Source organism: Actinopolyspora xinjiangensis (assembly GCF_900104475.1).
Lineage (GTDB): Bacteria > Actinomycetota > Actinomycetes > Mycobacteriales > Pseudonocardiaceae > Actinopolyspora > Actinopolyspora xinjiangensis.
The window spans coordinates 44,364-69,571 of sequence record NZ_FNJR01000013.1 but is presented as its reverse complement, the minus strand read 5'-3'; the positions used below and the strand labels follow the sequence as shown (position 1 = coordinate 69,571).

The window sequence follows — 25,208 nt, the reverse complement described above, 5'->3', positions numbered from 1 at the left end:
GAGGCGGCGAATGGCCGAACACCACGTGGCTACTCACTGCCCGTACTGCGCGTTGCAGTGCGGCACGGAACTGACCGGCGACACGGGCGCGGTGTCGGTCTCCCCCTCGTGGTTCCCCGTCAACCGCGGTGGTCTCTGCCGCAAGGGCTGGACCGCCCCCGAGGTACTCGGGAGTGCCGACCGGCTGTACGAACCACTGCTGCGCAACGAGCACGGCGAGCTGGTTGCCACGGACTGGGACGACGCTCTCGACCTGGTCGCCGCGAAGCTCCGCGACCTCGCCTCCGAGTACGGCCCGGACGCCGTCGGCGTCTTCGGCGGCGGGGGACTGACCAACGAGAAGGCGTACTCCCTCGGGAAGTTCGCGCGGCTGGCGCTGGGAACCAGCCGCATCGACTACAACGGCCGGTTCTGCATGGCCGCCGCGGCGACGGCGGGCAACGCCGCTTTCGGGGTGGACCGGGGACTACCGTTCCCGGTCACCGACCTCGACGAGGCCGAGGTGATCCTGCTGGCGGGCGGCAATCCCGCCGAGACCATGCCGCCGCTGATGCAGCACCTCGAAGGGGCCGAACTGGTGGTGATCGATCCGCGTCGCAGCGCCACGGCCGAACGGGCGAAGCTGCACCTGCGGCCGCGCCCCGGAACCGACCTGGCGCTGGCGCTGGGACTGCTGCACATCGCCGTGAGCGAAGGGTGGCACGACGCCGAGTACACGGCACGCCGCACCACCGGCTTCGAACAGGCGTGGGCCCGAGCGGTCGGCTGGTGGCCGGAACGGGTCGAACGGGTGACGGGGGTTCCCGCCTCCGCGCAGCGGCAGGCCGTTCGGATGCTGGCCGGGGCGCGGCGCGCCTATGTGCTCACCGGCAGGGGAGCCGAACAGCACGGCGACGGTGCCGACACGGTGGCCGGGTTCATCAACCTCGCGCTCGCACTGGGGCTGCCCGGTGTGACCGGCAGCGGGTACGGCTGCCTGACCGGCCAGGGGAACGGACAGGGTGGCAGGGAGCACGGGCAGAAGGCCGACCAGTTGCCCGGTTACCGCCTCATCACCGACCCCGGTGCCCGCGCGCATGTCGCCGGAGTGTGGGGGGTCGCTGAGGAGAGCCTGCCCGGCCCGGGGATACCGGCCACCCGGTTGCTGGAATCCGCAGGAACGGCGGGAGGCATCCGGGCGCTTCTCGTGTTCGGCGCCAATCCGGTGCTCTCCGCTCCGCACGCCGGACTCGCACGAGCGCAGCTGTCGAGGTTGGACCTGCTCGTGGTCGCCGACTTCCTTCCCTCCGAGACCACTCGAATGGCGGACGTGGTGCTGCCCGTCACGCAGTGGGCCGAGGAGGAAGGAACCATGACCAACCTCGAGGGAAGAGTGCTGCGCAGACGGGCACTGCTTCCCCCACCCGGCCGGGCGAGGTCCGACCTGGAAGTCCTCAGCGGGCTGGCCGTCCGCCTCGGGCGATCGGAGACGAGTTTCCCGACCCGTGCGAGCGCGGTCTTCGACGAACTGGCGCGGGCCTCGGCAGGCGGTCCCGCCGACTACTCGGGCATCGACTACGAGCGCCTCGACTCGGGGGAGCCACTGCACTGGCCGTGCCCGGCCGAGCCCGAAGGGGGCTCGCCACACCCGGGAACCCCCCGGCTGTTCCTGGACTCGTTCGCGCACCCGGACGGCAGGGCGCGTTTCACGGCGGTGGACTGGCACGGTCCCGCCGAATCCACCGACCACGAGTACCCGCTGGTCGCCACCACCGGCAGGACATCCGGGCACTACCAGACCGGCGAGCAGACCCGCCGTGTCGAGGAACTCTCCGAGGCGGAACCCGAGTCGTTCGTACGACTGCATCCGGACACCGCGGCCCGAACCGGGGTCCACGACGGACAACTGGCACGCGTGAGCTCCGCTCGCGGCACTGCCCTCGCCCGCGCGAGGCTGGACGGCTCGATGCGGCAGGACACCCTGTTCCTGCCGATCCACTACCCCGGCACGGGTTGCGCGAACCTGCTCACGAACCCCGTGTTGGACCCACGCAGCGGAATTCCCGAGTTCAAGGTCGCGGCCGTTTCGATCTCCGGTGTCGAGGAGGTGGACACATGAGCCGGCTGGTGATCATCGGAGACTGCCCGGCGTCCCACCGACTGGTCCAACGACTGCTGGAGCAGGGGTACCCCGGAAGCATCACCGTCCTCGACGCACGGGAGCACGCTCCCCACAACCCAGTCCTGCTGCCCGCCGTCCTCTCCGCCGGGCTCGAACCGGAGCTCGCGGCGTTGCCCACTCACCCCGAACCAGTGCGGGTGCACCGAGGCACGCGGGTCACCGGGATCGATCGGCAGCGACGCGTGGTGCGAACCGAGCACGGACGGGTCCACGGCTACGACACCCTGGTGCTTGCCACCGGAACCAGCCCCGTGGCACCGGACCTGCCGGGGATCGGGGACACCACCGGCTCCGCCACGAGGGGAATCCGGTGGCTGCGCGATCCGTTCGAGTGCCACCGGCTGCACCGCGAACTGGCATCGGACGCGGTGGTGACCGTACTCGGCGGCGGCCCCAGCGGGGTGGAGACGGCACACGCGCTGGCCCTCGGCGGCTACGAAGTCTCCCTGGTACATCGCGGGCAGCATCTGATGCGGAGCCGGGTGGACCGGGCCGCGGCCGACATCGTCGCGAGCACGCTGCGTGACAACGGCGTGAACGTGTTCACGGGTGAGACGGTCGCCGAGCTGCTGCCCGGCAAACTGGTGCTCGCCTCGGGACAGGCGATCTCCACCGACGCGCTGGTGCCGCGCACCGGAACGCGACCGGATACCACACTGGCGAACGAGGCCGGGCTGCGGATCTCCCGGGGAATCGTGGTCGACGCGGAACTGCGAAGCAGCGACCCGCGTGTTCACGCGCTGGGAAGCTGCGCCGAACCCTCCGGAGGGGACGCGAACTCGCTCGACGGCCACTGGGAGCAGGCCGAGAACCTGGCCGGGATCCTGTTGACGGGTCGGGCCGGTTCCCACCGGGGAGGCGGCGAGCTCCTGCGCGCTCGTGGCGCCGGCCTCGAACTGGCCTGTATCGGCGATCCGGAACTGCTCACCGGGGAGTCCCGGCGGGTCGAGCACGTCACGATCAACGACCCGAAGCGCCGCCGTTACGCACGGCTGGCGCTGCGGGAGGACCGGGTCCTCGCCGCCACGCTGGTCGGGCTGCCGGAGGCGATCGCCAAGCTGAGCCAGCTCTACGAGACCGGCATGCCGGTCCCCCCGGACCGGCTGGCCACGCTGCTCGGCTCACCCACCCGTTTCGAGGCCGCGGGACACACGACGCTCGACCCGGTGCTCTGCCACTGCAACAACGTCTCCCGCTCCGCGCTGACGGCGGCGTTCCACGACGGAGCCAGAGACGTGCCCGCGCTGGCCTCGGCCACGCGTGCCACCACCGGCTGCGGAAGCTGCGTCGGTGCCGTGCGCGAGCTCTGCGGGGCGCTGGCCGCCTCGTCGAGCGGACACGTCCCCACCGGAACCGACTCCCCGACACAGGAGGGTGCGGCATGAACAAGACACTGGTCATCATCGGTCACGGCATGGTCGGCCACCGACTGATCGAGGAGATCCGCGAACGCGACACGGCGGAGAACTGGCGAATCGTGGTGCTCGGCGAGGAGGCGCATCCGGCCTACGACCGGGTGGCGCTGTCCTCGTACATGGCCGAGACCACCGCCGAGGGTCTGAGCCTGCTCACCCCGGAGACACGGCGGGATCGGCGGGTGGAGCTGCTCACCGGGGTGGGGGCCACCGCCATCGACCGTACCGAGCGCAGGGTCAGCATCACCACCGGCGACTCCCTGCACTACGACGCGCTGGTGCTCGCCACCGGATCACGCCCCTTCGTGCCTCCGGTACCGGGCGCCGACCTCCCGGGGTGCCACGTGTACCGCACGTTGGAGGACCTCGACGGGATCCGCGCGGCGGCCTCGCCCGGCACCGACGGTGTGGTGGTGGGCGGTGGCCTGCTGGGGCTGGAGGCGGCCGACGCGCTGCGGACCCTCGGGATGCGGCCCCACGTGGTGGAGGTGGCGCCGAGACTCATGCCGGTCCAGGTCGACGAGGGCGGCGGAGCGGTGCTGGCCCGACTCGTCGGTGACCTGGGGATAGAGGTGCACACCGGGGTGGCCACCGCGAGCGTCCACGCCGGAGAACACGGTGGGGTCGGCTCGGTGGAGCTGACCGACGGCACCGAGATCGACACCGGGCTGCTGGTGTTCTCGGCGGGAATCCGGCCCCGCGACGAACTCGCCGACTCCTCCGGGCTACCTCGCGGTGAACGCGGTGGTTTCCTCGTGGACGGTGGCTGCCGGACCGAGGATCCACACGTCTGGGCCATCGGGGAGTGCGCCGCGGTTCGGGGGCAGTGCCACGGACTGGTCGCCCCCGGCTACCGGATGGCCACGGCGGTGGCCGAACAACTGACCGGAGGAGGCACCGCCGAGTTCGAGGGCGCCGACGGTGCGACCAAGTTGAAGCTCGTCGGCGTGGACGTGGCCAGCTTCGGTGACGCCCACGGGACTTCCGAGGGCGCGCTGGAGGTCGTCTACGCCAACAACGCGCAGGGCACCTACGCCAAACTCGTGCTGGACGACGACGCCACCACCCTGCTCGGTGGCGTACTGGTCGGTGACGCCGGGGCCTATGACGTTCTCCGACCGCTCACGGGCGGTCCCCTTCCCGGGCCACCCGAGCAGCTGCTGTTGCCGGCGTCCCAGTCCGGCGGGCCGACGGCGGGAGCACTTCCGGACGAGGCGACCGTGTGCTCCTGCCACAACGTCCGTAAAACGGACATCACCGAGGTCATCTCCTCCGGAGCCGTCGAGGACGTGGCCGGCATCAAGTCGTGCACCAAAGCGGGCACCGGCTGCGGGTCCTGCGTCCCCATGCTGAAGAACCTACTGGACGAAGCGGGCGTGGCGACCTCCGACGCGCTGTGCGAGCACTTCCCGCAGTCCCGTTCGGAGCTGTTCGAGATCGTTCGTGCCACCGGGATCACGACCTTCTCCCGGCTGATAGCCGAGTACGGCACCGGGCGGGGGTGTGACATCTGCAAGCCCGCGGTGGCCTCCATCCTCGCCGGTTCGACCACCTCGCACATCCTCGACGACGAACAGGCCGGGTTGCAGGACACCAACGACCGCTTCCTCGCCAACATGCAGCGCAACGGCACCTACTCCGTCGTTCCACGCGTGCCGGGTGGCGAGATCACCCCGGACAAGCTGATCACGCTGGGGCAGGTGGCCACCGAGTTCGGTCTCTACACCAAGATCACAGGAGGTCAGCGCATAGACATGTTCGGGGCCAGGGTGGAGCAGCTGCCCGAGATATGGCGCAGGCTGGTGGAGGCCGGTTTCGAGTCCGGCCACGCCTACGGCAAGGCCCTGCGAACCGTGAAGTCCTGCGTGGGCACCGACTGGTGTCGTTACGGGGTGCAGGATTCGGTGACCATGGCCATCAGGTTGGAGATGCGCTACCGGGGGTTGCGAGCCCCGCACAAGATCAAGGCGGGGGTCTCCGGCTGCGCCAGGGAGTGTGCCGAGGCGAGGTCGAAGGACTTCGGGGTGATCGCCACCGAGCGGGGCTGGAACCTCTACGTGGGCGGCAACGGCGGGTTCAGCCCCAGGCACGCCGAGCTGCTGGCCTCCGACCTGACCGACGAGGACCTGATCCGGGTCATCGACCGATTCCTGATGTTCTACATCCGCACCGCGGAGCGTCTGCAACGGACGGCGGGCTGGATCGAGTCCTTCGACAACGGCCTGGAACACGTGCGCGAGGTGGTCGTCGAGGACAGCCTGGGAATCGCGGCGGACCTCGAGGCCGCCATGGCGCGCCACACCGAGAACTACACCGACGAGTGGGGGGCGGTGCTCAACGACCCCGAGAAACTCTCGCGGTTCGTCTCGTTCGTCAACGCGCCGGACTCCCCCGACCCCACGATCCGCTTCACCGAGGAGCGCGGGCAGATCCGACCGGAACCGACCGATCTGCCCATGCCGGTCCCGACGACCGGGCGGAAAACCGTCACCGAGGAGGTTTCGGCATGAGGTGGCACGCTGTCTGCCGGGAACCGGAGGTACCGACCGAGTTCGGAGTCGCGGCTCTCGTCCGGGGTCACCCCGTGGCACTGTTCCGCACCGGCGACGACGAGCTGTTCGCGCTGGGAAACGTGGACCCGTTCAGCGGGGCGGGCGTGATCAGTCGCGGCATCGTCGGCGACAGGCAGGGAGAACCGACGGTGGCCTCCCCCATGCACAAGCAGGTGTTCTCGCTACGCAGCGGGCAGTGTCTGGACGATCCGGAAACACGGCTGCCCACCTACCCCGTGCGGTGCCGAGACGGTGTGGTCGAGGTGGCCACCGGTTGAGCGGCGAGCACACCCTCCACCCCACCGATCACCGGAAGGCCGGGGAACCGAGCACCGGAGCCGGTCTGCTGCTGGTGGCACACGGTACCCGCGATCCACGCGGCGGCCGAGTGGTCCGGCGGTTGGCGCACGCCGTCGGGCGAACGCTGGGAACCAGCGTAAGGACGGCCAACGTGGATGTCGTAGGCCCCACGGTGCCCGAAGCACTGCGCGGGATGAGCGGACGGGTCGTCGTGGTCCCGGCCTTCCTGGCCGCCGGTTACCACGTGCGCACCGACCTGCCCGCCCAACTCGCCGAGAGCGGACACGAAGCCGAGGTGGTGGTTGCCGAGCCGTTGGGACCCGCACCCGAGCTGGCGCGGGCGATGCTGCGCAGGTTGCGGGAAGCCGGCTGGCGTTCCGGCGACCCCGTGGTGTTCGCCGCCGCCGGGTCCTCCGACGAGCGCGCGCTCGAGGACGTGGACCGCGCCGCCGATCTGCTCGGGCGGTTGGTGCACCCCGCGGGGGAGCCTCTGCGCGCCACCTACGTCACGTCGGCGCACCCGCGCACGGCCGAAGTGTGCGCGTCGGGGGCCGGCGGGGAGTTCGTCGCGCCCTACCTGCTGGCTCCCGGCCTGTTCCACCGGTGGTTGCGGGAGATGCCCTCCAGGGCGACGGCGGAACCCTTGGCGGAGGCCCCCGAAGTGGTGGAACTGATCGCTCGCCGCTATCTCGACGCGTGTCGCGCCGATCCGGCACGGGCGTCGACGGTCCCCTTCTCCTCCTGAGAAACGGTGGCCGTACCGGGCGGCCTTGAGACCGCTCCACGCCGCCCGCGAACCAGCGGTTCCGATTCACGCCCACGAGGGACGACACCAGGTTGGCCCCGAAACCGTGGCTCTCCGGGCCGCGCACCGCGCCGGTCTCAGCATCACCCGACGACCGCGTAACCGTTGGCGTGAGCGGCGGGGTGGGGTGTCGAAGTCGAGCAGCCCGGCGACGCCCGGCGCGTTCAGCACCGTCGTGACGTCCCGCGCGTCGCCCTGGGTGATCGTGACGTTGGGCGAGTCCGGCAGCAGCCGCTGGGCGTGTGCCACGGCGACCGGATCGTGATCCACGTAGGCCATTCGTACCCGCGGATCGCGCTCACCGGCGATCCCGTGGACATTGCCCGCCGTGGAACACCCGAGCCCGGATCGAGGAACTGGTCGATGCCGGCGTCGAGCAGGTAACGCACCACCCGTCGCAGGAAGGCCCGGTTCTCGACCGCGAAGGTGACCGAGGCCGCTCGTGGCCGAGGCGCTGGGATTGTCCACCGAGAAGTCGGACCGTCACCGGCAGGTGAGTCCGCACTCACCGTCGTCGACCGCCTCGACGTGCAGCCGCAGCCAGTCGCTCTCGCGCGGGACGTCGGTGTGCAGCGAATGACCGTGGCACAGCACTTCCAGGTCACGTTCGAGGTCCCGGCTGATCTGGTCCTCATCGGCCAGTTCCGCCCACGCGCGCTCGCCCAGCAACCGTATTCGACGACGCAGCGCGTGTTTACGGGTCATCTCGGCCACCCACTCCGCGGCGTCGTCGGGCGTGTGCAGCACGCGATCCGGCCTACGCGCCAGCCGCTCCGTGCGATCGCTGCGTCCGCCGCGGGGATCATCCGCTTCGACATAGGCGTGCCAGTGCATCCGATCGTCGACCCAGTCAGCGATGTCGTCCAAGGTGGAGTCTCCCGATCTCGCCTCTCCGCCGGGGCGGCCCTACGGCGATCGCCCCCGTGGGATTCTCGCGAAACCGCGGCGGCACGTGGTGCGGAACGGAATTTTCGGCGCGAACCGATTCGACGTGATCGCCGCCGGACTCGACCGCCGGCCACGCGAAGCATCCGGCCGGGCGCTCGACCGTGCTCACCGCCACCGAGGACCGGCACCGCTGTCACGCCCTCCCGAGAGTCCGCCCCGTCGGGAGGAATCGGGAACGACGGTGCTCAGGGGTGCAGCACGACCTTGGTGTAGCCCTCCACACGCTGGTCGAACTTGTCGTAGGCACCGGGAGCCTCCCCCAGCGGCAGTTCGTGGGAGACCACGAAGCTGGGTCGGGCCCGCTCGGCGATGATCAGATCCCGCAGTTGTCGGTTGTAGCGCTTGACGTTGCACTGCCCGGTCCCCATGACCTGACCCTTCTCGAACATGCGCCCTATCTCCACCGAGAGCATGCCGTGCTTGGCGTTCTCGGTGGGCCCACCGGGATCGGACGGAACGTACAACCCCGGTACTCCCAGTCGCCCCGTGGGACGGACGCTCTCGATCAACGAGTTGAGCACCGTGGCGGGTTCCTCCCTGGAGGCATCGGAGACCTGAGCCTGGTAACCGACCGCGTCTATTCCCTTGTCGGCACCGGCCCCCTCGGTCTGATCCCTGATGAGCTCGACCGGATCGCCACGGGTGAAGTCCACCGGGATCGCGCCGATCTCGGCGGCCTTGGTCAACCGTTCGGGAATCCGGTCGACCACGAAGACCCTGGAGGCTCCCCGCAGCAACGCGGAATAGGCGGCCATCAGTCCCACGGGACCGGCACCGTAGACCGCGACCGTGTCACCCGGGCTCACCTGCGCCAGTTCACAACCGTGGTACCCGGTCGGGAAGATGTCGGCCAGCAGCACGAAGTCCGTCTCGTGCTCCCCGTTGGCCGGAAGCTTCAGGCAGTTGAAGTCGGCGAAAGGAACGCGCAGGTACTCCGCCTGTCCTCCGGTGTAAGGCCCCATGGCCACGTAGCCGTAGGCACCCCCGGCGAAACCGGGGTTGACCGTGAGGCAGAACGCCGTGTTGCCCGCCATGCAGTTGCGGCAGAACCCGCAGGCCACGTTGAACGGCATGACCACGCGGTCGCCGCGCATCAACGAAGCGACCCCGCTGCCGACGTCCTCGATCACCCCCATGTTCTCGTGCCCGAACACGATGCCGGGTTCGGCCGCCGTGCGGCCCTCGTACATGTGCAGGTCCGAACCACAGATCGCCGTGGAGGTCACCCTGACGAGCACGTCGTTGGGGTGTTCGATCCGGGGCTCGGCCACCTCCGAGATCTCCACCGAGAAGGGTTCCCGGTAAACGACTGCCTTCATCGTCGCCCCACCTTCCGAAGTCGAGAGGCCGCTGTCGTCGCGAGCTCCTGTGGAATACGGGGCCGGCCCCGCCTCACCGACCGTCGCTTCCGGCCACGCCGCCCGGTGAGTTTTCCGGCCACGCCGCCCGGTGAGTTCGAAACGCCTTCCTCCGCCACCGCATCCATGAGTCTTCGCACGTCAGGGGTTTACCCACGAGTGCGCCCCGGTAACCTCGAACGAGTCCCGCACTGGAAGCAAACAGCTCTACCGCGCCCCACCCTCACAAGAGTGAGAGAAAAACACGCAACGCACAGGATGAGCAACGATATGAATTCGCCGCACGGAATCGATCACTACGACGCGACGTTCGCCAGGGACCTGGAGTGGTCACGGACCCTGCGTGCCCAGCTCGCGGAGCTGCCGACCACCGAGGAGGAACAGGAGGACGAGGACTGCTGAACGAGGGCCTCCGTTCGGCACCGGCCCCACAAGATCGACCCCGGGGCGGCCTCTCCACCCGAGGCGGAGCCTCCCGGAGAAGCCCGCCCGCCGGACGGAGTCACGAACGGGCGGCGCCTCACCGGAAAAATCGGCGAGATTGAGCGTGCGGTCACATTCCGGCCTTCGTTCCGGGCGACCCTGCCTTGAGCATGAATACAGGACAAGCGTACTGTTTAACCTGAAGCAAGGGTCCGCGCGCACGGAACACCGAAGTGCGCGAGACTTCCACGGACCCGTGCCGTTCCCGAACTTGCGCACGCCCGTCACGAGATGGAGTGGAACGTGACTGCACCTGCGAGCAAGGACAGCTTCGGCGCCCGCGACACGTTGCGTGTCGGCGACTCCTCGTACGAGGTGTTCCGGCTCAACGCGGTCGACGGTGCGCAGCGGCTGCCGTACAGCCTCAAGATCCTGCTGGAGAACCTGCTGCGTACCGAGGACGGTGTCAACATCACCGCCGATCACGTACGCGCGCTCGGCAACTGGGACCCCGCGGCCGAGCCGGACACCGAGATCCAGTTCACCCCGGGCAGGGTGATCATGCAGGACTTCACCGGTGTCCCCTGCGTGGTCGATCTCGCCACCATGCGCGAGGCGGTCGTCGAGCTGGGCGGGCAGGCCTCCTCGGTGAACCCGCTGGCTCCCGCCGAGCTGGTCATCGACCACTCGGTGGTGATCGACGTCTTCGGCAAACCGGACGCCTTCGAGCGCAACGTCGAGTTCGAGTACGGCCGCAACAAGGAGCGCTACCAGTTCCTGCGCTGGGGGCAGAACGCCTTCGACGAGTTCAAGGTCGTCCCGCCGGGGACCGGCATCGTCCACCAGGTCAACATCGAGCACCTGGCCCGGGGCGTGATGGCCCGCAACGGGCAGGCCTACCCCGACACCTGCGTGGGCACCGACTCGCACACCACGATGGTCAACGGCCTGGGTGTGCTCGGCTGGGGCGTCGGCGGCATCGAGGCCGAGGCGGCGATGCTGGGCCAGCCGGTGTCGATGCTCATCCCCAAGGTCGTCGGCTTCAAGCTCACCGGCGACATCCCGCCCGGGGCCACCGCCACCGACGTGGTGCTGACGATCACCGAGATGCTGCGCGAGCACGGCGTGGTCGGCAAGTTCGTCGAGTTCTACGGTTCCGGAGTCGCCTCCGTCCCGCTCGCCAACCGCGCCACGATCGGCAACATGAGCCCCGAGTTCGGCTCCACCGCGGCGATCTTCCCGATCGACGAGGAGACGCTGCGCTACCTCAAGCTCACCGGTCGGCCGCAGGACCAGTTGGACCTGGTGGAAAGCTACGCCAAGGAGCAGGGGCTCTGGCACGACCCGAACCACGAGCCCGAGTACTCCGAGTATCTGGAGCTTGATCTTTCCACCGTGGTTCCTTCCATCGCCGGGCCCAAGCGCCCGCAGGACCGGATCGCGATCTCGGAGTCCAAGAGCTCGTTCCGCAACTCGTTGCGCGAGTACGTCTCGGTCAGCTCGGACGACAGCGCCCTGGACGAGGCCGGTGAGGAGTCGTTCCCCGCCAGCGACTCGCCCGCCGTGACCCACCACGACGAGGGTGACAGGCCCAAGCTGGTCTCGGCCGCCGACGGCTCGAACGGCCGGTTCTCCAAACCGGTCAAGGTCAGTTCGGAGGAGCGGGGCGAGTTCGAGCTCGACCACGGTGCCGTGGTGATCGCTTCCATCACCTCCTGCACCAACACCTCCAACCCCTCGGTGATGCTGGGTGCCGCGCTGCTCGCCCGCAACGCCGTGGACAAGGGGCTGCAGACCAAGCCCTGGGTGAAGACCTCGATGGCCCCGGGCTCGCAGGTCGTCACCGACTACTACGAGAAGGCGGGCCTGTGGCCCTACCTGGAGAAGCTGGGGTACCACCTGGTCGGCTACGGCTGCACCACCTGCATCGGCAACTCCGGGCCGTTGCCCACCGAGATCTCCCAGGCGGTGCAGGACAACGACCTCTCGGTGGTGTCCGTGCTGTCCGGCAACCGCAACTTCGAGGGCCGGATCAACCCGGACGTCAAGATGAACTACCTGGCCTCACCGCCGCTGGTGATCGCCTACGCCCTGGCGGGCTCGATGGACTTCGACTTCGCCAACGATCCGCTGGGCCACGACACCGAGGGCAACCCGGTCTACCTGAACGACATCTGGCCGAGCCCGCAGGAGATCCAGAGCACCATCGACTCGGCGATCACGCAGGAGATGTTCACCAAGGACTACTCCGACGTCTTCGCGGGCGACCAGCGCTGGCGGGAGTTGCCCACTCCGGAGGGCGAGACCTTCGAGTGGGACCAGCACTCCACTTACGTGCGCAAGCCTCCCTACTTCGAGGGCATGGGTCTGGAGCCGGAACCGGTCAGCGACATCTCGGGAGCACGGGTGCTCGCCCTGCTCGGGGACTCGGTCACCACCGACCACATCTCCCCCGCCGGGGCCATCAAGCCGGACTCACCGGCCGGGCGGTACCTGCGCGACCACGGCATCGAGCGCAAGGACTTCAACTCCTACGGGTCGCGCCGGGGCAACCACGAGGTGATGATCCGGGGTACCTTCGCCAACATCCGGCTGCGCAACCTGCTGCTCGACGACGTGCAGGGTGGCTACACCCGCGACTTCACCCAGCCGGGCGGGCCGCAGGAGTTCATCTACGACGCGGCGCAGAATTACGCGGCCCAGAACACGCCGCTGGTGGTCCTGGCGGGCAAGGAGTACGGTTCCGGGTCCTCCCGGGACTGGGCCGCCAAGGGGACCGCACTGCTCGGCGTGCGTGCGGTGATCGCCGAGTCGTTCGAGCGCATCCACCGCTCGAACCTGATCGGCATGGGGGTGATCCCGCTGCAGTTCCCGGCGGGAAGCTCCGCGAGGTCGCTGGGCCTCGACGGCACCGAGCACTACGACATCGGCGGAATCACCGCCTTCAACGACGGCGAGATCCCGTCCACCGTGAAGGTGACCGCCACCAAGGAGGACGGTTCCACCGTGGAGTTCGACGCGGACGTCCGCATCGACACGCCCGGTGAGGCCGATTATTACCGCAACGGCGGCATTCTCCAGTACGTGCTGCGGAACATGGTCAATTCCTGACACGACGCGGAATTCGCCCTCGGCGCCGTGGTCCCGTTCGGACGGGGCCACGGCGCCGTTCTTTTCCGAAACGGACTAGGATCGAGTGGGGCGATTCCGTCTTCGAGACACTCGAGTCACACGGATGGGTGAAAACAGTCACAGAATACGTTCACGCGCATCACCCCCACCCGACTCGCGCGTCTCCCCCACGGAGGTGTGAACATGACAAGTGAACTCAAACATCACTGGCAGCCCGCCGAGAATCAGCGACACGCCATCGCGGGCCCACTGCCCGGGGGGAAGCAGCACAACGAAGGGGAGCGACTCGATACGCTCTGCGGACGCCAGGTCGTGGCCGCCGCTTCCAACGAGCTCAACTGGCTCTGGCCCACCTGCGACGCGTGCATGGACGTCGCCAAGGAACGTGTCGGAGCGACGGCGTGAACAGGACGATAGCCGTCCGATACCGTGCCGGGGTCGTCGGGGAATCCCAGCGTCAGGTCCACTTCTGCGCTCTCGACGACGCCGGTGACCCTTCGGAGACCTGGGAAACCTACTGTGGACTGCGTATCCCCGACGACGTGGCCGAGACCGCGGACCGTCCCGCGGGCATGCCGTGCCTGCGGTGCCTGACGCGCACTCCCGCCCTTGGCGGAACGGTCTCCGGTAACGCCTCGGAACTCCCGGGCGAAGGCGCACCACCGGGACGAACCACCGGCTGACCCCGGCCCGCCAGGGAAGCTCGCGTTCAGCGGGCCCGCGCCAGCGAGACCGCGAAGTCACCGGCACTGTCGGTCCACCACTCGACCCGTTCGAACCCGGATTCGGCCAGTTCGGAATCGACCCGTTCACGCCGGAACTTCGCCGAGATCTCGGTCTCTATCACTTCGCCCGCGACCAGCTCGACAGTCGAGTCCAATCCGTCCAGTCGCACCCGCATCGCCCGCGGCGAACGCAGCCCGATCTCGATACGCTCCCGATCCCCGTTCCAGCGGGCGATGTGCTCGAACTCGGCCACCGGGAAGTCAGCTCCCAGATCGCGATTGAGCACGTGCAGCACGTTGCGGTTGAACTCGGCGGTGACCCCGGCGCTGTCGTCGTAGGCACGCCGCAACCGTGTCGGGTCCTTGACCAGGTCGGTGCCCAGTAGCAGCCACTCCCCCGACGACAGCGTGTCCCGAACGGTGCGTAGGAACCGCACCCGTTGCCGGGAGCGCATGTTTCCGATCGTCCCGCCGAGCAGGGCCACCATGCGTACGCCCTCCGCCGGTAACTCCGCCAGGGCGGTGTCGAAATCCCCCACGATCCCGTACAGCGTCGCCTCTGGGTAGTCCACCGCGATCGTCTCGAGCGCACCGCGCAGCGCGGAGGCGGACACGTCGAGTGGGACGAACCGGTGCAACGTCCCGTTCTTGCGCATCGCGTCGAGCAGCAACCTGGTCTTGTACGAGGATCCGGAACCGAGCTCGACCAGGGTGTCCACTCCGGTCAGTTCCAGCATGTCCAGTGCGTGCGCCTCGAGGATCTCGTACTCGGCTCTGGTCTGGTAGTACTCCGGCAATTCGGTGATGCGTTCGAACAGCTCACTACCGCGCGCGTCGTAGAACCACTTCGGAGGCAACCGTTTCGGCTCGGCGGTGAGTCCCTCCCTCGCATCGGCACGCAGTTCGCGCGCCACGTCGTCATCGGAACGGCGATTGATCAGTTCCACGGGTTTCAACCTGTTACCTGCTCTCGGAAGGTGGGGAGTCTCGTAGTTCGATCTCAGGCAACGGGACGAGGCTGGTCTCGACGCGGTCGGCGACGACGAGATACCCGTCCGGGACGGCCTGCCAATGCGGCTCTCCAGTCGTATCGGGGGGAGCGCCGCGCGCGACGGCGGGGACCCCGAACGGTTCGGAAGCGACGATCACCGCGTTGTCGGTACGACAGACCGACAGGGCGTGGGTCCAGGTGGTCGCGATCAACAGGTCGCCGTCGGACAGCAACAGGTTCATCCGCGCGTCGGGTACGGCCCTGACCACCTCGACGAGAGTGTCGCGGACCGCGTCGGCGGGGGACTGTCCGTCGTCGAGCCTGCGGAGCAGCAGCGCCCACACCGCAGCGGAGTCCACCGGGGCGTCCAGGGCCAGCAACCGGGTCGTGTCGAGTTTCTCCACGAGCTCGGACAGGGACTCGGGCCAGCCCGGCACGGAACCGTTGTGGCTGAACAACCAGTGTCCCGACTGGAACGGAGCGCAGGCGGTACGCACCACCGGGGTCGACTTGGTGGCGGAACGAACCGCACCGACGAGCGCCCCCGACGAGATGTCGGGGGCCAACGCGGCGAAGTTCTCGTCGGCCCACATCGGACCACAGGCGCGGTAGCGCCCGGGCTCGGGACGGTCCGATCGGTACCATCCCACGCCGAATCCGTCCACATTGACCGTTCCGCCGCGACGCATGTCGGCCGGTGCCCAGCTCTGCTCCAGCAGAGAATGGGACGGGCGCAGCAACAGCTCGTCCAGCGCCACCGGCGGACCCAGATAACCGACGTGTCTGCACATGAAAACGTCCGCTCAGTCGAGTTCCTCGCGCGAGGGTGTACGCGCGCAGCGGAATCCGGCGAAGATCTGCCGCCGGATCGGGAAGTCCCAGTTGCGGAAGGTGGCCCTGCAGGCAGCCGGGTCGGTGCCGAACGAGCCGCCGCGCAGCACCTTCTGGGCGGTGCCGAAGAAGACCTGCGAGTACTCCGGGTATGGGAAGGCCTCGAACCCGGGATAGGGAGCGAAGTCGGAGGCCGTCCACTCCCAGACGTCCCCGATCAGCTGCCTGGCTCCCGAGGGGGCCTGGCCCGCCGCGTAGGCGCCCACCGCGGCGGGCCGCAGGTGCCGCTGCCCGAGGTTCGCCCGCTCGGGGCCCGGTTCGTCGTCCCCCCACGGGTAGCGCATGGAACGTCCGGTGGCGGGGTCGAACCTGGCGGCCTTCTCCCACTCCGGTTCGGTGGGCAGGCGCTTTCCCGCCCAGTTCGCGTAGGCCTGCGCCTCGTGGAAGCTGACGTGCAGCACCGGTTCCTCGGGGGGCACGGGTTCGATCCGCCCGAACCTGCGGCGCAACCACGTGTCCCCGTCACGGCGCCAGAACAGCGGGGCGCTCAGCCGCGCGTGCTCGCGGTGCCGCCACCCCTCCTCGGTCCACCAGCGCGGCTCTCGGTAACCACCGCTGTCGATGAATCGGAAGAAGTCGGCGTTGGTCACCGGGTGGGCGTCGATGAAGAAGTCGGCCACGTGGACGGGATGGGCGGGACGCTCGTTGTCCAGCGCCCACGGCTCGGTCGACGTTCCCATCGTGAAGGTGCCCGCCGGTACCAGCACTTCCTCGTGCGAACTGGGTGCTCGTGCCGTCGGGGGCGGATCGGGGGCGTGCAGCACGGGATCGCCGCGCCGCAACTGGTGGGTGGCCAGCATGGTCTCGTCGTGCTGCTGCTCGTGCTGCACGATCATCCCGAAGGCGAACGCCTGGTCCACCAGACGTCGTCCCTCCAGGCTGACGTGGTGCAGCACGTCCTGAGCCTTGTCGCGGACGGTGGCGATGTACTCGCGGGACTCCCGGGGACCGAGCAGGGGCAGCTCGGGACGGTCGCACCGCGAGTGCTGGAAGGCGTCGTAGAGGTCGTCGATGTCCGGACGCAGCGCGGGACGCCCTCCGACGTCACGTACCAGCCAGAGTTCCTCCTGGCTGCCGACGTGCGCCAGGTCCCAGACCAGCGGCGACATCAGCGGCGAGTGCTGTTCGACCAGGTCGTCGTCGTCGACCGCGTCGGTCAGCGCGGCGCTGCGTCGCCGGGTTCGTTCGAGCTCGGCGGCGACGAGGCTCTTGAGGTCATCCTGGGACAGTTCGACCGACTCGGGGCCGATTGTGCTCACGTTGTCCTCCTCCGAGATGTGACCGGCTCCGCTCGACGGGCGGTTTCGAGGCGCCGTCGCACGCTTTCCGCCATCCGTTCGGCCAGGCCCGCGGGACTGTCGGGAGTCGCTTCCAGACAGCGACAGGCCAGATCGAAGACGGCTTCGGCAGCACGGGCCAGTTCGGGGTCCGCGAGTCCGCGACGTGCGGCGTCGATCCACCTGTCCGCGACCGCCGAGGTCTCCTCGATCACCTTGTCCACGGCGGTCTCGCTGCGGAACAGGGCGATCAGAGCCGCGGCGGGCAGCATCCACTCGTCACCGCGCTGGGCGTCGACGTAGCGGACCTCGAAGTAACCACGAGGTCGCACCGGGGAGAACATGGTGGTGAGGTGGTAGTCGAGATCCTCGTACGTGGGCGCCTCACCGAGTGAGCCACCGATCCACTCGGCGAAGCTGATCCCGTTCGGGGTGCTCCAGTCACCGCTGTCCCGACGCAGGCACACGATCGGAGCGTCCAGCACGTGGCGCGCCCAGGCTCCGGCCGGGTCGGCGGTCACCGGGGCGGGCCTGGTGCGGTGCGGATCGGTGTGCAGCAGCGCCCGGGCACGGGCTGAGGCCCAACCGGTGTGGTCGCCCAGCAGCACCGGGGAGTTGGCGAACGTCGCGGTCAACACCGGACCGAGCGCGTGCAGCGCCGTCCAGCGCGCTCCGACCCGGTTCCGTTCGCCGATGTCCAGGCAGACCTGGACTCCGGCCGTACTGCACATCATGCGCTTGCCACCGGTTCCGATTCGCTCGAAGGCGTGCTCCATGGCCGCGTAGCGCGCCACCGGGAGCAGTCGGCGCGGCGGACGCCAGGGATCGACACCGCGCTCACCGAGCACGAGTCCGGCCCGGTCGCACAGTTGTCGCACGTAGGCGATGTCGCCGGTCAACGATTCGAACAGCGTCGTCATCGATTCGTGCGCGACGCTGGAGATCTCGATCTGGCCGCCGGGCTCGAGTGTCAGGGAGGAACCGTTCGGCAGTTCGCGGTTCGGACTGTCCGGGGCCAAGGAAGTCGGAGTGTGAGAACCGAGAGCCCGTTCCAGGCGTTCGGGGTCGAGAGGGAGCCGGGGGTCGCCGGCATGGTGCACGGTCCATTCGAGTTCGATGCCGAGCAAGCGGGGTGGGCCGTGCTTGAAGCACACCGAGGCCACATAGGCCTCCGCGTCGGCACGGCTCCGCAAGCGCGACTCGGGTACCTCGTGGACCGCCGGATCGACGGGACTCTCCCGTTCGATGGGCATGGCCACGTTCCATCACCACCTGTGTTCTGGTGTACACATTGACATTACCGGCGCTCGGGGGAACACGCACCACTTGCGGTCGCGGCTGTTCGACTGCTAAGAAACGCCGCGCTCCCTCTCGGGCGTTCGTGGATCTCACAAAACGTACGTACGGATTGCGAGAATGCTCGCGAGCTGCGACGATCAGTTCATGCCTCGCGTAAGCTCGGACCACCTGCGGGCACGGCGCCGCCAGATCCTGGACGGCTCTCGGGCCTGCTTCGCGCGGTACGGCTATGAGGGGGCTACCGTACGCAGGCTCGAAGAGGCCACCGGGCTCTCACGGGGCGCGATCTTTCACCATTTCAAGGACAAGGAGTCGTTGTTCCTGGCACTGGCCGAGGACGACGCGGGCAGGATGGCCGACGTCGTCGCCGAGCAGGGGTTGGTGCAGGTGATGCGCGACCTGCTTTCCGATCCGCACGGAGGCGGAAGCGTTCCCGGGGCGGACTGGCTGGGCACTCGCCTGGAGGTCTCGCGCAGGCTGCGGACCGACGCGGAGTTCCGCAGCAGGTGGGCGCAACGTTCCGAACAGCTCACGGCCGCCACCAGGGAACGCCTCAAACGGCAGCACCGTTCGGGCAACCTGCGTGACGACGTCGACGTGGACGTGCTGACCTCCTACCTGGAACTGGTGCTGGAGGGGCTCGTCTCGCACCTGGCGATGGGTTTTCCCGCCGACGACATGGATCCGGTGCTGGACCTGGTGGAGGAGAGCGTGCGGCGCCATCGCGGCGGAGTGTGAGCCCGCCCTGGTCCGCACCGAGCACCACGGCGTGTGCGATGCCGTGGTGCGGTACCGGGCGTAATCTCGCCCCCGGCCCGACCAGAACCGGCGGGGACCGGCGCGGCGACGCCGGTGAGCGACGGCAGCCGGAGGCACGCATGTGGAGCGAGTGGTGGAATCGCTTCGTCGCCTCGGACCCGGCGCTTCGCAGGTTCCGGACGGCGGTGCGAGTCGTGTCCTCGGTGGTCGTGACGCTGCTGGTCGTGCTGCCCTTGCTCGCCCGGTTGGGAGAGCCCCTCTCGAGCGCGCTGATCGGAGCCATCGTCGCCATCCAGTCGTCGGTGGCGGTCAACGACGCCACCGAGCGCGGCAGGTTGATCACCACACTGCTGATGCCGATCCCCGCCGCGGCCAGCCTCACCGCGGCCACCGCCAGTCAACCCCTCCCGGTCCTCAAGGTACTGGTCTTTCTGGTGGTCATCTTCGCCGCGACCTACGTCCGCCGGTTCGGCGTGCGCTACTTCGCGCTGGGGTTCGTGGGGTTCTTCGGTTACTTCTTCGCGATGTTCCTGCGCCCCGACCTGTCCCAGATCCCGATGATGGCGGTGGCGGCGGTGTGCGGTGCGCTGGCGGCCTGCCTGGTGCGTTTCGTGGTGCTGCGGGACGATCCGCAGGGCGTTCTCCGCAGGGGCAGACGAACCATGCGGGCCCAGGTGCACGCACTGCTGCACGCGGTACGTGACCTGGCCGAACATCCCGACTCGGCGGCTCGCCGCCGTCGGCTGCAGAGCCGCTCCACCAGGCTGAACGAGACGGCGCTGATGCTGGAGGGCACGGTGGAGCAGCTGACCGGCATCGACGAGCGGGGCAGGCGACGATTGCGCCAACGGCTGCTCAACGTCGAGCTGGCCGCCGAGAACCTGCTGACACCGCTGACAAGGGCGATAGACCACCCCTCCGGGGCGGTTCCGGCGCTGACTCCGTTGCTGTACCTGCTGCGCACGGATCCCGCCGAATTCCGGAAAGCGGCCAAACGCGTCGCCGAGGAGTTGGAACGGCAGGGATCGGCTGAGCTGGCCATGACCGTGCGCAGACTCGGGACCGCGATGGCGGAGCTCGCCGAGGCGACCTCCGAACTGGGTGGGGACTACGTCCCCGAGGAGTCGGAACCGGAGGAGACCGAAGAGTTCGAGGAGGCCGAACGCAGCCAACAGGAGGAGACCGAGACGGGGCTGCGCCGCCCCGAGGTGCGCACGGCGGTGCAGGTGACCACGGCGGCGGCTCTGGCGATCCTCGGCGGACAGCTGGTGTCGCCGAACCGCTGGTACTGGGCGGTGATCACGGCGTTCGTCGTGTTCATCAGCGTCAACAGCCGCGGTGAGCTGCTGATGCGGGCCTGGCAACGCACCGCCGGCACGCTGCTGGGCGTGCTGGCCGGGATTCTGGTGGCCTCACAGGTGACGGGGTACCTCGCCACCGAACTGGGACTCGTGCTGCTGTGCCTGTTCCTCGCGTTCTACTTCATCGGGTACTCCTACGCGGCGCTGACGTTCTTCATCACCACCGCTCTCGGCATCCTCTACGGAATCCTGGGCACCTTCTCCGTGGGGGTACTGGAGACTCGCCTGGTGGAGACGGCGGTGGGGGCCGCGGCGGGCGTGGTCGCCGCTGTGCTGATCCTACCCACCAGCACCCGTTCCGTGGTCCGCTCGCGTTCGGAGGACTTCCTGCTACGACTGCGGGACCTGTTGCGCAGCGCCGCCGACAGCATCGACGACGAGGGGACGGTCTCCGGACTGCGCGAGGACGTGCGGGAACTGGACGACCGGTTCCACCGGCTGCGCGGCAGCGCGCGCCCCCTGACGGGGCTGCGGCTGCGTTCCCAGGGCAGCCGGTTGGAACGGGAGCTGACCATGGCCAGCGGGTGCGCCTACTACGTCCGCAACCTGACCGTGGTGCTGGGCCCCACCGCCGAGATGATCGACCGGGACACCCGGGACAGACTCGTCGCGCTGCTTCGGGACATGGCCGAGACGGCGGAGCGGCTGACGGGCCGGGGCGAGCGGGACTTCGACGAGGTCGTCTCGCGGATGCGCGATCGTGCGGAGGAACTGCACGACATCGCGGAGGCCCTCCCCGCCGGGCCGACCTCGCTGCACCGCACGGTGTACCTGCTCGACCGGGTCGGGCGAATCCTGCACGATCTGGGCAGGGAGTTCGGGTTCGTCGAACGCCGGGACGCAGAGCCCGCGAGGTGAACCCTCGACGCGGGGGGCGGCGACCACGGTCGAAGCGGCCGCGGACCGCATAATGCGGACCATGCACCACGAAATCGAACGGCGCGTGGCACTGCGGTTCCACGAGGAGTCGGTGGAAGCGGAAACGCACGTCAACATCTCCGCGATCCGGAGAGACGACGGGTGCCTGTGGTTGGCGGGTGACGAGACCGCGACCGTGGAGCGGATGCACGTCGCCGGCGGCGAGCACCCCGACTCCTACGGTGAGCAGCGTACCTTCGGGCTGTCCGACCTGATTCCCCTGCCCGGCCCGGCCGACGAGGAGGCCGACATCGAGGGACTCGGCCTGGACGGGGACTGGCTGTGGGCGGTGGGCTCGCACAGCCTGGTGCGCAAGAAGGTAAAGCCCAAGCACGACGACACCAAGGCCGCGAAGCGATTGGCGAAGGTGCGGGACGAGGCCAATCGACACATCGTCGCCAGGCTGGCGGTGGAACGCGACGGCGGTGGTCCGCCCCGCCTGGTACGGGAGGCTTCGGACGGCAGACGCTCCGCGGTGCTGGGAGCGCGCCGCCGGGACAGTCTGACCGAGGCGCTGGCCGAGGACCCGCACTTGAGCCCCTTCCTGCGGATACCGGCCAAGGACAACGGGATCGACGTCGAGGGGATCGCGGTCAAGGGGGAGAACCTGTTCCTCGGGTTGCGGGGACCGGTGCTGCGAGGCTGGGCCGTGCTGCTGGAGATCACCCCGGTAGAGGGAACCGAAGAGGGTGAGCTGGCCCTGGGCAAGTTCGGGGGATCGCGTTACCGCAAGCACTTCCTCGATCTCGGCGGCCTGGGAATACGCGATCTCTGCCCACACGGTGACGACCTGCTCGTGCTGGCGGGCCCCTCCATGGATCTCGACGGCCCGGTCCGGTTGCACCGCTGGCAGGGCGCGGCGAAGAGCGAGGCTCCCGAAGTGGTGCGTTCCGCACAACTTCCGGTGGAGCTGGACCTGCCCCACGGAGCGGGTGATGATCACGCCGAGGGCATCTCGGTCGTGTCGGAGTCGGACGGCGACAAGCTGTTCGTGGTCTACGACAGCCCGGCGGCGCATCGGGTCGCCACCGAGCACGTCGTGTTGGGCGACGTGTTCACGCTGCCGTGAGTCGCACCGGCCGGGGCCGGGTGTGAGTCCCACCGCGTTCGGCGTGAGGAGCTCCCCGGTCGTTGCCCTCCGAAAGGAGAACCGCGCCGCGCACCTCTCGTCGGAAGAGGTACGCGGCGCGGGACGCGACGGCGGGGCTCACTGCACTCCGTGCATGGAGCGTTTGATGCTGCGGTTGGCGACTGCCAACAACACGGCGCAGGCCAGCGTGGCCACACCGACGATGCCGAAGTAGATCTGCTGGTTGTCCAGCGAGTACAGCTTGACCACCTGGGCCCCGACTCCCTGCCCCATCGCCGGGGCCAGGAAGTACAGTCCCATCGTCTGTGAGGCGAAGACCGCGGGTGCCAGCTTGGTGGTTACCGAGAGCCCGACCGGGGAGAGCATCAGCTCACCGACCGTCATCAGCACGAACACGAAGGCCAGCATCAGAGCGATGTGCTGGTCACCGCTGACGGTCTTGGACAGCACCACCCACAGGAACGCCACACCGACGGAGACGAGACCACCCACGAACTTCATCGGGGTACCGGGCTGGTGGTTGCCGAGCTTGATCCACAACATCGCGAACACCGGGGCCAGTGCGATGATGGACAGCGCGTTGATCGACTGGAACCAGGAGGCCGGGATCACGTACCCGAACACGTTCAGGTTGGTGTCGGCCTCGGCCAGGTTCGCCAGCGTGTTGGGCTGCTGTTCGAACAGCAGGAAGAACAGGGCCGTGGCGAGGAAAAGCGGAATGTAGGCGAGCAGCCTGTCCCGCTCGATCCTGGTGATCTGCTTGCTGCCGAGCATGACCGCGAAGTAGACGACCGGCAGCACGGCCGAGATCAGGGTGATCACGTTGACCAGCCCGGCCAGGCCGACGATCCCGGTTCCGAACAGCAGCGCCATCACCACGACCAGCGCCACCGCTATCCCGACGGCGCGCCCCAGCACCGCGGACCTGTGCGCGGTGGGCAGCGGGTTGGCAGGGTGCAGACCGGCCCGCCCAAGGTGGCGCCGGCCGAGCACGTACTGGATCAGGCCCAGGGCCATGCCGACCGCGGCGGCACCGAAGCCGTAGTGCCAGTCGATCTTCTCACCGAGCCAGCCGCAGATCAGCGGCGCGGCGAAACCGCCGATGTTGATCCCCATGTAGAAGATCGAGAAACCGGCGTCACGCCGGGGGTCGTCCTCGGAGTAGAGACTGCCCACGACCCTGGACACGTTGGGCTTGAGAAGACCGCTACCCGTGATGATCAGCACCAGCCCGAGCAGCAGGGTGGGCACACCCCCCGGAAGCGCCATGCTGATGTGGCCGAGCATGATCAGCACGCCGCCGTAGAAGATGGAGCGCTGGGCCCCGAGGACGCGATCGGCGAGCCATCCGCCCGCCACACCGGTCAGGTACACCGAGGCGCCGTAAGCACTCACCAGGGAGAGCGCGGTGGACTTGGGGATGGCCAGCCCACCTTCGGCTACCGCGAAGTACAGATAGTAGCCGAGAATCGCTCGCATCCCGTAGTAGGAGAAGCGCTCCCACATCTCGGTGAAGAACAGCGTCGACAGCCCACGTGGGTGTCCGAAGAAACTTCTGTCGCGCGACTCGTTCGTAACCGTGGAGGTGTTCACGATCACGTCCTCTCGTACGCATGGCAAGGCGGCGGTAGCCACCTGACAACTTGCGGCAGGATACGTACTTCTTCGCAGGCCAGGAGCACTGGGTCCCTCAAAGGTGTGACCTCTGGACAAGCAGATGTTTCAACAGTGGGCAGTTCGGATCTCCAGCGGGGTGCCCCACCCCCGAACGAGGACATGACACGTTACGGGAGTTACACACTCCGTGCTGACCACGCCGGATCCGTAACGGATACCCTCGTCCGCGGCGGCCGGCTCAGGTGAGTCAACTCACGATGCCAGTTGTCCACATCGTGGACACACCCTGGCGGTGGGCCGTCCCCATGGACACAGCCGACCGGGCTCTCCGGACGCCCCCGACACCCAACACTCCGGACCCGACGACCATTCCAGCTTTCGTACCGCACACCGCGGCAGCCTCGCTGCCGACGAGCCGTGGAGGAACCTCGATGGAACTGTTGCCCGCGCACAGGGTGGCGATGCGCGAATTCGACAACCGCGTCCGGCGCGTCGAACTTGACCAGCTGGACAACGCCACCCCCTGCGACGATTGGAAGGTGCGCGACCTGCTCAACCACCTGGTCAGCGAGCAGCTGTGGGTACCGTGGTTGCTGAACGGCCACACCTTGCGGGAGGTCGGTGACAGGTTCGACGGCGACCTGGTGGGCGAGGCACCCCAGGCCGCCTGGGACAGGGCCAGCTCCGCGGCACGGGCCGCCTGGGACGGCTCCTCGCTGTCCGGCCGGGTGCACGTGACGGGCGGAACGATCCCCACCGAGGACTACGGCTGGCAGATGACGATGGACCTCACCGTGCACGCGTGGGACCTGGCCAGGGGCATCGGAGTCGACACCGGGCTCGACCCGGAACTGGTGGAATCGGTACGGACGGTGTTCGAACCGCACGTGGCCGAACTCGCCGACTCGGGACTCTTCGCACCCCCGCAACCGGTCGACGAGTCGGCGGCGCCGCAGACCCGCCTGCTGGCGATGCTCGGCAGGAAGCCCTGAGTCCTGCCCTTCCGTTCACCGTCCCACCGGGCCGGACGGACTCCGATGCGATATCCACGACACGACCGGAGCCCTCACCGGCCCTCGAACGGTAGAATGTACCCACCGAAGACAGCCATCTTCGGGGCCGCACGGCCGTGCGGCCCCGAAGATCCCGACACGGGGTCGGCATCACGACACGACGCAAGAGGAGT

The 25,208-nt window shown here is 68.6% G+C and carries 20 protein-coding genes and 1 pseudogene; 13 read left to right on the top strand and 8 right to left on the bottom strand.

From position 1 onward, the window contains the following. The first annotated feature begins 10 nt into the window (after positions 1–10). The 5 genes from BLQ75_RS18785 to BLQ75_RS18765 all read left to right on the top strand — a co-directional run bounded on the left by BLQ75_RS18785 (position 11) and on the right by BLQ75_RS18765 (position 7,173). Complete coding sequence (locus tag BLQ75_RS18785) at positions 11–2,098, top strand: molybdopterin oxidoreductase family protein (protein ID WP_092603994.1); 2,088 nt, start codon at positions 11–13, stop codon at positions 2,096–2,098. Next, positions 2,095–3,546 (top strand): FAD-dependent oxidoreductase, encoded by a 1,452-nt coding sequence (locus tag BLQ75_RS18780; RefSeq protein WP_092603993.1) that lies wholly within the window; start codon positions 2,095–2,097, stop codon positions 3,544–3,546. The genes BLQ75_RS18785 and BLQ75_RS18780 overlap by 4 nt, the downstream gene beginning before the upstream one ends. Next, on the top strand, positions 3,543–6,086 hold the full coding sequence (nirB, locus tag BLQ75_RS18775; protein ID WP_092603992.1) for a nitrite reductase large subunit NirB: 2,544 nt from the start codon (positions 3,543–3,545) through the stop codon (positions 6,084–6,086). Before BLQ75_RS18780 ends, nirB begins: the two co-directional genes overlap by 4 nt. After that, positions 6,083–6,406 carry a nitrite reductase small subunit NirD gene (gene nirD / locus BLQ75_RS18770; protein WP_092603991.1) on the top strand — a complete coding sequence of 108 codons (324 nt, stop codon included), beginning with the start codon at positions 6,083–6,085 and terminating at the stop codon, positions 6,404–6,406. Before nirB ends, nirD begins: the two co-directional genes overlap by 4 nt. A gap of 65 nt (positions 6,407–6,471) precedes the next feature. Further along, positions 6,472–7,173 (top strand): sirohydrochlorin chelatase, encoded by a 702-nt coding sequence (locus BLQ75_RS18765; protein ID WP_092604078.1) that lies wholly within the window; start codon positions 6,472–6,474, stop codon positions 7,171–7,173. A gap of 66 nt (positions 7,174–7,239) precedes the next feature. On the opposite strand, the pseudogene BLQ75_RS24300 reads toward BLQ75_RS18765, so the two are convergent. From BLQ75_RS24300 to BLQ75_RS18755, 3 genes and pseudogenes are all read right to left on the bottom strand, one after another. Beyond that, positions 7,240–7,622 (bottom strand): annotated as a pseudogene (locus tag BLQ75_RS24300) (SAM-dependent methyltransferase). Between the two features lie 94 nt (positions 7,623–7,716). Beyond that, on the bottom strand, positions 7,717–8,100 hold the full coding sequence (locus tag BLQ75_RS24295; RefSeq protein ID WP_244515711.1) for a hypothetical protein: 384 nt from the start codon (positions 8,098–8,100) through the stop codon (positions 7,717–7,719). Between the two features lie 266 nt (positions 8,101–8,366). Continuing rightward, complete coding sequence (locus tag BLQ75_RS18755; protein WP_092603990.1) at positions 8,367–9,500, bottom strand: glutathione-independent formaldehyde dehydrogenase; 1,134 nt, start codon at positions 9,498–9,500, stop codon at positions 8,367–8,369. A 309-nt stretch (positions 9,501–9,809) separates the two neighbouring features. On the opposite strand from BLQ75_RS18755, the gene BLQ75_RS24525 reads away from it, so the two are divergent. The 4 genes from BLQ75_RS24525 to BLQ75_RS18740 all read left to right on the top strand — a co-directional run bounded on the left by BLQ75_RS24525 (position 9,810) and on the right by BLQ75_RS18740 (position 13,777). After that, the gene (locus BLQ75_RS24525; RefSeq protein ID WP_280137856.1) at positions 9,810–9,941 is read left to right on the top strand and encodes a hypothetical protein; all 132 of its coding nucleotides are present in this window, start codon (positions 9,810–9,812) and stop codon (positions 9,939–9,941) included. A gap of 324 nt (positions 9,942–10,265) precedes the next feature. Then, on the top strand, positions 10,266–13,073 hold the full coding sequence (locus BLQ75_RS18750; protein ID WP_092604077.1) for an aconitate hydratase: 2,808 nt from the start codon (positions 10,266–10,268) through the stop codon (positions 13,071–13,073). A gap of 204 nt (positions 13,074–13,277) precedes the next feature. Further along, positions 13,278–13,499 carry an HC3 family zinc finger protein gene (locus tag BLQ75_RS18745; protein WP_092603989.1) on the top strand — a complete coding sequence of 74 codons (222 nt, stop codon included), beginning with the start codon at positions 13,278–13,280 and terminating at the stop codon, positions 13,497–13,499. Then, a complete protein-coding gene (locus BLQ75_RS18740) occupies positions 13,496–13,777 on the top strand; it encodes a hypothetical protein (protein WP_092603988.1) in 282 nt (93 codons plus the stop codon). The genes BLQ75_RS18745 and BLQ75_RS18740 overlap by 4 nt, the downstream gene beginning before the upstream one ends. Positions 13,778–13,803: 26 nt before the next feature. On the opposite strand, the gene egtD is transcribed toward BLQ75_RS18740, so the two are convergent. The 4 genes from egtD to egtA are packed head-to-tail and all read right to left on the bottom strand — an operon-like array spanning position 13,804 to position 18,231. After that, positions 13,804–14,775, bottom strand: a complete 972-nt coding sequence (egtD, locus tag BLQ75_RS18735) for an L-histidine N(alpha)-methyltransferase (RefSeq protein WP_092603987.1) — start codon at positions 14,773–14,775, stop codon at positions 13,804–13,806. A gap of 4 nt (positions 14,776–14,779) precedes the next feature. Next, on the bottom strand, positions 14,780–15,601 hold the full coding sequence (gene egtC / locus BLQ75_RS18730; protein ID WP_092603986.1) for an ergothioneine biosynthesis protein EgtC: 822 nt from the start codon (positions 15,599–15,601) through the stop codon (positions 14,780–14,782). 12 nt (positions 15,602–15,613) lie between these two features. Further along, a complete protein-coding gene (gene egtB / locus BLQ75_RS18725; protein ID WP_092603985.1) occupies positions 15,614–16,960 on the bottom strand; it encodes an ergothioneine biosynthesis protein EgtB in 1,347 nt (448 codons plus the stop codon). Beyond that, complete coding sequence (gene egtA, locus BLQ75_RS18720; protein ID WP_139183038.1) at positions 16,957–18,231, bottom strand: ergothioneine biosynthesis glutamate--cysteine ligase EgtA; 1,275 nt, start codon at positions 18,229–18,231, stop codon at positions 16,957–16,959. The genes egtB and egtA overlap by 4 nt, the downstream gene beginning before the upstream one ends. A 190-nt stretch (positions 18,232–18,421) precedes the next feature. Here egtA and BLQ75_RS18715 point away from each other — a divergent pair, with 190 nt between their 5' ends. The 3 genes from BLQ75_RS18715 to BLQ75_RS18705 all read left to right on the top strand — a co-directional run bounded on the left by BLQ75_RS18715 (position 18,422) and on the right by BLQ75_RS18705 (position 22,384). After that, positions 18,422–19,015: a TetR/AcrR family transcriptional regulator gene (locus BLQ75_RS18715; RefSeq protein WP_043571705.1), complete on the top strand. Its 594-nt coding sequence runs from the start codon at positions 18,422–18,424 to the stop codon at positions 19,013–19,015. A 215-nt stretch (positions 19,016–19,230) separates the two neighbouring features. Further along, entirely contained in the window at positions 19,231–21,255 is a 2,025-nt protein-coding gene (locus BLQ75_RS18710; protein ID WP_244515708.1) for an FUSC family protein, read from the top strand. A 61-nt stretch (positions 21,256–21,316) separates the two neighbouring features. Next, positions 21,317–22,384 (top strand): DUF3616 domain-containing protein, encoded by a 1,068-nt coding sequence (locus BLQ75_RS18705; protein WP_092604076.1) that lies wholly within the window; start codon positions 21,317–21,319, stop codon positions 22,382–22,384. Between the two features lie 138 nt (positions 22,385–22,522). Here the strand turns inward: BLQ75_RS18705 and BLQ75_RS18700 are convergent, their stop codons facing one another. Further along, entirely contained in the window at positions 22,523–24,004 is a 1,482-nt protein-coding gene (locus BLQ75_RS18700; protein ID WP_092603983.1) for a peptide MFS transporter, read from the bottom strand. Between the two features lie 449 nt (positions 24,005–24,453). Here BLQ75_RS18700 and BLQ75_RS18695 point away from each other — a divergent pair, with 449 nt between their 5' ends. Then, the gene (locus BLQ75_RS18695; protein WP_092603982.1) at positions 24,454–25,014 is read left to right on the top strand and encodes a TIGR03086 family metal-binding protein; all 561 of its coding nucleotides are present in this window, start codon (positions 24,454–24,456) and stop codon (positions 25,012–25,014) included. Positions 25,015–25,208: the final 194 nt, after the last annotated feature.